General features: G+C 72.0%; 5 protein-coding genes and 1 tRNA gene. 3 read left to right on the plus strand and 3 right to left on the minus strand.

Annotation, left to right across the window (positions count from 1 at the left end):
- Positions 1-237: 237 nt before the first annotated feature.
- Positions 238-1,362 (minus strand): LLM class flavin-dependent oxidoreductase, encoded by a 1,125-nt coding sequence (locus AC13HU_RS28670; protein ID WP_483044867.1) that lies wholly within the window; start codon positions 1,360-1,362, stop codon positions 238-240.
- A gap of 386 nt (positions 1,363-1,748) precedes the next feature.
- Between AC13HU_RS28670 and AC13HU_RS28675 the strand changes: the two genes are divergently transcribed.
- Together AC13HU_RS28675 and AC13HU_RS28680 are read left to right on the plus strand one after the other, a co-directional pair.
- Entirely contained in the window at positions 1,749-2,507 is a 759-nt protein-coding gene (locus AC13HU_RS28675) for an IclR family transcriptional regulator (protein ID WP_483044871.1), read from the plus strand.
- Between the two features lie 46 nt (positions 2,508-2,553).
- A tRNA-Lys gene (locus AC13HU_RS28680) sits at positions 2,554-2,627 on the plus strand.
- Between the two features lie 155 nt (positions 2,628-2,782).
- On the opposite strand, the gene AC13HU_RS28685 is transcribed toward AC13HU_RS28680, so the two are convergent.
- Complete coding sequence (locus AC13HU_RS28685) at positions 2,783-3,640, minus strand: pentapeptide repeat-containing protein (protein WP_483044868.1); 858 nt, start codon at positions 3,638-3,640, stop codon at positions 2,783-2,785.
- A 77-nt stretch (positions 3,641-3,717) separates the two neighbouring features.
- Complete coding sequence (locus tag AC13HU_RS28690; protein WP_483044869.1) at positions 3,718-5,154, minus strand: M1 family metallopeptidase; 1,437 nt, start codon at positions 5,152-5,154, stop codon at positions 3,718-3,720.
- 367 nt (positions 5,155-5,521) lie between these two features.
- On the opposite strand from AC13HU_RS28690, the gene AC13HU_RS28695 reads away from it, so the two are divergent.
- Positions 5,522-6,712 (plus strand): PP2C family protein-serine/threonine phosphatase (locus AC13HU_RS28695; protein ID WP_483044870.1); only part of this gene is annotated, 1,191 nt, incomplete at its 3' end.

A 6,712-nucleotide genomic window follows, 5' to 3' on the forward strand; every position in this document is an offset into this window, starting at 1 on the left:
TCGGTAACCAGCCTTTACCGGGCGCCGACGCGCACACGAGCGGTCGCGGGTGGATCGACGGGCGACGGCTCATCCGTTCAGCTCGCACGCACAAGCGGCCACGGCGCGTACACACAAGGGCACACGGCGCGTTCGGAAAGCCGCGCCGGTCCTCCCGGGCCACCGCGACGCACCGACGCGCCGACGCACCCGCAGCGCTTCACGCGGCCGTAGCACCCTCACCCGGCCGCGACGTGCTCACCCGGCCGCGGCGACATCCTTCGGGAAGTCGTACGCGTCCGCGATCAGTTCGTACGAACGCAGCCGCACGGACGGCGTGTGCGCGTTGGCGGTGATCACCAACTCGTCGGTGCCGGTGCGCTCCACCAGTTCGTCGAGCCCGGCCCGGACCGTCGCCGGGTCGCCGTAGATCACGTTGCCGAGCCAGGAGTCGACGAAGTCCCGCTCGATCGCGCTGAATTGGTACGCCGCCGCCTCGTCGGGGGTCGGCACCAGACCGGGGCGGCCGGTGCGCAGCCGGAGCATGCTCAGCGCGCCGGTGAGCACCTGCCGGCGGGCCTCCTCCGGGTCGTCGGAGGCCAGCGCGGCCACGCCGATCGAGGCGTAGGGGCGGTCCAGGACGTCGGAGGGGCGGAACGACTCGCGGTACAGGGCCAGTGCGGGCAGCGTGTTGGCGGCGGAGAAGTGGTGCGCGAAGGAGAACGGCAGCCCGAGCGCGCCGGCCAGCTGCGCGCTGAAGCCGGAGGAGCCCAGCAGCCACACGCTCGGCCGGGCCGGGGACTGCACCCCGCCGGGCGAACTGCCCTGCACCGGACCGGGGATGGCGTGGATGCGCGCGAAGCGGTGGCCGTCGGGGAAGCCGTCGTCCAGGAAGCGGGTCAGCTCGGCGAGCTGGCGGGGGAAGTCGTCGGCGCCCTCGTGCAGGGCCTCGGTGCGGCGCAGTGCGGCGGCGGTGGCGCCGTCGGTGCCGGGGGCGCGGCCCAGGCCCAGGTCGATCCGGCCGGGCGCGAGCGCCTCCAGGGTGCCGAACTGCTCGGCGATCACCAGGGGCGCGTGGTTGGGCAGCATGACGCCGCCCGAGCCGAGCCGCAGGGTGCCGGTGTGGGCGGCGAGGTGGGCGAGGATCACCGCGGGCGAGGAACTGGCCACGCCGGGCATCGAGTGGTGCTCGGCGACCCACATCCGGTGGTAGCCGCGGGTCTCGGCGACCCGGGCGATCTCCACGCTGGTGCGCAGCGCGTCGGTGGCGGTGAAGCCGCTGCCGACGGTGGCCAGATCCAGCACGGACAGGGGCACCGGTGCGCTCCCGCGGACCGTCCCCCGGATACCGCGTCCCGGGTCGGGCAGGCTTGCGTCGGCCACGGCGGGCGCCTCCTTGGTCGTCGATCGTGGTGCCCCTCGGACCGGGTCCGGCCCGCCGGGGCAATGCTGTACGGGCGCAGAACGTCCGCTGGGTGCAACCGGAGCGCGCGTCCGCCTTATTCCCGCCTCCGTGTGCTCCCGGAACATCCCGCGGAAACAGCATTTGCAGATCGTCTTGAAGAGGGCAATGACCATGTCATATGCCAGTGTGCCCTCTTCCTGCATATACGGCTGTGAGCGGTTGGAATGCTCTTCAACCACCTCTGCCGGAAAGCCCATTGGCGCTATCGTTGAGATCGGTCCTACTGCGGGTCAGCCCTTGACACTGACCCACGACCAGTGGTGGGACCAGGCACGCAGACGGTCTTACCTTGCAGGGGGTCACCGTGGCGCTGGAGCACCGACAGGTTGGACCGGGGATGTACGCGGTCCAGTACGCACTGCGCGTGCTGGAGTCAGTGAACACGCATCGTGACGGCATCACCGCCGAACAACTCGCCCGCGAGATCGGCGTACCGCTGAGCTATCTCAGCCAGTTGCTCTCCATGCTGCGCAGGGAACGCTACCTCGGTTTCCTGCCCGGCGGCGGCTACGTGGTCGGTGAGTCCATGGTGCTGCTCGGCGCCGCCAACCGCGATATCGCGCTCGCCGAGAAGCTCAAGGAGATCCTGGCCCAGCTGCGCGACGAGGTCGACGCCGCCGTCTACTTCAGCCGGTACGACGACGGCGAGGTGCGGATCATCGACTTCGCCGACGGCCCGAACGCGCCGAAGGTCAACGAGTGGGTCGACTTCCGCTCCTCCGCCCACGCCAGCGCGGTCGGCAAGTGCCTGCTCGCCCAGCTCGACCACAACGGCCGCCGCGAGCACCTGTCCCGGCACCGCCCTGCCCGGTTCACCTCCCGCACCGAGATCGACGACCGGGTGCTGCTCACCAAACTGGAGCGGCAGCCCGCCAGCGTCCCCACCCTCGACCTGCAGGAGTACGCCGTCGGCACGGTCTGCGCGGCGATCCCGGTCACCATCGGCAGCACCGTCGCGTGCCTCGCGCTGTCCATGCCGTACGCCCAGGCACACCGGCTGCGGCCGGCCGTGGACACCCTGCACGAGCGGGCCGCCCCGGTGCTGCTGAGCATGAGCATCTGATTTTCTCCGCGGCCCCGCCATGCGGTAAGCTCTGCGATGTCAGCAGGCGCCGCTAGCTCAGTTGGTTAGAGCAGCTGACTCTTAATCAGCGGGTCCGGGGTTCGAGTCCCTGGCGGCGCACCTGAGATGAGGCCCCTCGCGAAAGCGGGGGGCCTTTTCATGCCGTCATACGGTCGTACGGTCCTTCCCCGCGGTCTGCCCCGCAGTCCGCCGCGCGGTCCGCCGCGCGGTCCGCCCGGCCGTCTTCCGTCCCGCCCGCGGTCCCGGGCTGGGCCTCAGCTCCAGTGCGCCGGCCGGTCCAGGACCGGCGCGATACGGGTACGGGCGTCGCCGCGCGCCGCGTTCACCTGGGACTGGGTGAGGAAGACCGCCCCGGTCAGGTCCGCGCCGCGCAGATCCGCGTCCCGTAGGTCCGCGCCGATCAGGTCGGCCAGCCGCAGGTCGGCGCCGCGCAGGTCGGCCGCGATCAGGCAGGCGCCGCGGAAGTCGGTGCCCCGCAGGTCCGCGCCGCGCAGCCGGGCGCCGACGAGGTCCGCGCCGCGCCGGTCGGTACGGCGGCGGCCGGGTGCCTGGGCCCTGACCAGCTCGCCCGCCCGCAGCAGCAGCGGGTTGACCGCGGCCCGCTCGGCGTCGAGGTCGAGGGCGGCCAGCTCGTCCGGGCCGAGCCCGGTCAGCGCCCGCACCCGGGCCAGTTCGCGGTCGGCGGCCGGGTGCAGTTCGGCGGCGGCCGGCCGGTCGCGGACCTCGGTGAGGTAGGCGAGCAGTTCGTGCAGCTGGCGCATCCGCGGCAGCGCGGCGAACATCGCCCGGCCGCTGTCCGGAGCGCTACGCCAGTCCCGGCCGCCGAAGGTGACCTGGGACACCCGCTGGCCGGCGCCGAAGCAGTCGTAGACCGTGCAGCCGCGATAGCCGTCGGCCCGCAACCGGGTGTGGATGCCGCAGCGGTGACCGTCATCGAGGTGCCGGCACGGCTCGCCGGAGTCCTTGTCGACCGCGAAGTCCGCGGAGCGGGTGAAGGCGAGGGCCACGCAGCACAGGCCGAAGCAGTTCCCGCAGTCCGCCCGCAGCTCCGCCCGCGACCCAGGCCGCGCCTCCGGCTGCTTCTCCCCGGGCCCGGCTTCCCCTGCGCTCACCGCGCTCCCTCCCTACGGCCGTTCCGCGGGCGGGGTCTTGGCCCCGCCCGCGGTCCATGGTGCCTTACGGCGTCGGGTCAGTTCGCGGCGGACCGGCTCGCGGCGGGCGCGGCCGGGAAGACCGCGGGCTTGGCCGCGGTGTACAGCCAGGTACTGAAGAAGGCGCTCAGGTCCTGGCCCGACAGGTGCTCGGCGAGCGCTTCGAACTCGGCGATGGTGCCGTTGCCGTAGCGGTGCAGGGTCGGCCACGTCTTGAGCAGCTTCAGGAACGCGGTGTCGCCGACGGTGTCGCGCAGCGCCTGGATGGCTACGGCGCCGCGGTCGTAGACGGCGTCGTCGAACTGGTTCGCCGCGCCCGGGTCGCCGGGCTTGACGGTCCAGAACGCGTCGCCGGCCGGGTGGGCGTCGTACACCTGCTGTGCGAGTGCCTGCGGGGTGCCGGTGTGCTCGTGCTCGGCCCACAACCACTCGGCGTAGCCGGCGAAGCCCTCGTTGAGCCAGATGTCGGACCAGCGCTCCAGGGAGACGCTGTCGCCGTACCACTGGTGGGCCAGTTCGTGCGCGACCACGGAGGTGTCGGGGCCCTTGGTGAAGAACTTCGGGCTGTAGAAGACCCGGGTCTGGGTCTCCAGCGCGAAGCCGGCCGTGACGTCGGGGACGTAGCCGCCGGCCGAGTCGAACGGGTACGGCCCGAAGTAGCCGCTGAGGAAGTCGACGATCTCGCCGGTGCGCTCCACGCTGGCCTTGGCGTTGGCGGCGGTGGCCGGGTCCAGGTCGGGGCTGTAGGCGTTGACCACGGGCAGGCCGGTGGCGGTGCGGGAGTGGGTGATGTCGAAGTGCCCGACCGCGAGGGTGGCGAGGTAGGTGGCCTGCGGCTTGTCCTCCACCCAGTGGTAGCCGGTCCAGCCGCCGCTGGTGTGCTGCGAGACCAGCACGCCGTTGCTGATCGCCTGGTCGCCGTTGGGCACGCGGACGTTGACGTCGTAGGTGGCCTTGTCCGCCGGGTGGTCGTTGCTGGGGAACCACCACCACGCGGATTCCGGCTCGTTGGCGGCGACCCCGCCGTCCGGGGTGCGCATCCAGGAGGTGAACCCATAGCGCTGGACCTTCGACGGCACGCCCGAGTAGGTGACGGCGACGGTGAGGCGGTGGCCCTTGGCGATGGTCCGGTCCGGGGTGATCACCAGCTCCTGCTCGGCGCTGAAGGCGAAGCGGGCCGGCCGCCCGTTGACGGTGACCTTGCTGACGTCCAGCGCGAAGTCCAGGTCGAAGCTGGTCAGCCCCTGGGTGGCGGTCGCGGTGACGACGGTGGTGCCGGACAGCGTGTCGGTGCTGGGCTGGTAGCTGAGGTCGAGCGCGTAGTGCGAGACGTCGTAGCCACCGTTGCCGTACGTCGGGTAGTACGGGTCGCCGATGCCCGGGGCGCCCGGGCCGGCACTCGCCGCGGATGCCGGGATCGCCAGCAGTCCGAACGCGGTGGCAACGGCAGTGGACGCGATCAGTCGGAAACGCACAGGGGTTCCTCCAGCGCGGGTTGACGTACCCGGCCACGGTGGCAGGTACATGCAGACCCTAAGAACAGATCGGCGCCCCTGCCACCCCTGGATTCCCTGCTGTCGCACAACTTTCACCCGACGCAACACTGCCCGGGAGGCCCGCCGCGAAATTCCGGCCGCCGCGACATTTGCGGCCCGCCGCGATGTTTGCGGACCGGCCCAGGTGGGGTAACGCTCGCCATCAGGTTGCACGCGCGGGTGAAGCTGGGAACGTTGGAACTGTTCGGAGCGTTCCTGATCATGGCGGTGCCGGTCCCGACCGGCTGCTGCGTGGCGTGGGAGGCGCGCGGCTGACGCGGCCGGGAAGGCCAGATAGGTACACCATGTGAAGAACGTCTGGGTTCGAGCCGTACAGCGGCTGGAGAGCGACTATCTCTCCCGCATGGGTATGTCCCTGCCGCTGGCGGCTCTCGTCATCGTGGTCATCGCCGACCTGCTCGCGGGCAAGGACCACTTCCTGACCCCCGGCATCGTGGCCGCGCCCCCGCTCGCCGCGATCACCGTCAGCTGGCAGCGCACCCTGTTCATCAGCCTGCTCGGCGCCGGCATCCAGGCCGCCCTGTCGCCGTACGACGGCGTGACCCGCATCCCGGACCACGACGTCATCTTCGGCCAGCTCTTCGCGTACTGCCTGGTCAGCGTCTTCAGCATCTACATCGCCTGGCGGCGGGAGACCGGCGCGAAGGCGTTCACGGCGATCACCTCCGTCGCCGAGGCCGCCCAGCACGCCCTGATGCACCCGCCCGCGCCCCGCGTCGGCGCGATCCGGCTCGCGGTGCGGTACGTCTCCGCGGCCGACGCCGCCCAGATCGGCGGCGACCTCTACGCCGTCCTGGACACCCCGCACGGCGTGCGCGCCCTCATCGGCGACGTCCGCGGCAAGGGGCTGGCCGCCGTGCAGACCTCGGCGGTGGTGCTCGGCGCGTTCCGCGAGGCGGCGTACGACGAGGGCGGGCTCGACACGGTCGCCGCGCGGGTCGACACGAGCGTGGCGCGGCACGTCGACACCGGGGACTTCATCACCGCGCTCTTCGCCCAGTTCGACAAGCCGGACAGCGTCGAGTTGCTGCACTACGGCCATGTGGCGCCGCTGCGGGTCTCCCGCGACGGCACCGTGGAAACGCTCGAACCGGTCGACCCGTGGGTGCCGCTGGGGCTCGCCGACATGGTCTCGGCGCGGGCGATCGGCTCGACGTCGGCATCGGCATCGGCATCGCCCAAGTCGGCACCCGCGTCCGCGTCCGGGTCCGGGTCCCCCGACGCCGCGGCTCTCCCCGGGCGCGGACCCGTGCCCTGGCGGGTGCCGCTCCTGCCCGGGGATGTCCTCGTGCTGTGCACCGACGGTGTGATCGAGGCGCGCAACCCCCGTGACAACACCTTCTATCCGCTCTCCGAGCGGGTCGGCTCCCTCGTCGCCGGCTGCGGGCAGGACCTCGACGGCGCCGTCGAGCGCGTCTACACGGACCTGTTGCACCACGCCGGCGGCTCCCGCGCCGACGACGTCGTCCTCCTGCTC

The organism is Streptomyces sp. NH27 (genome assembly GCF_056859195.1).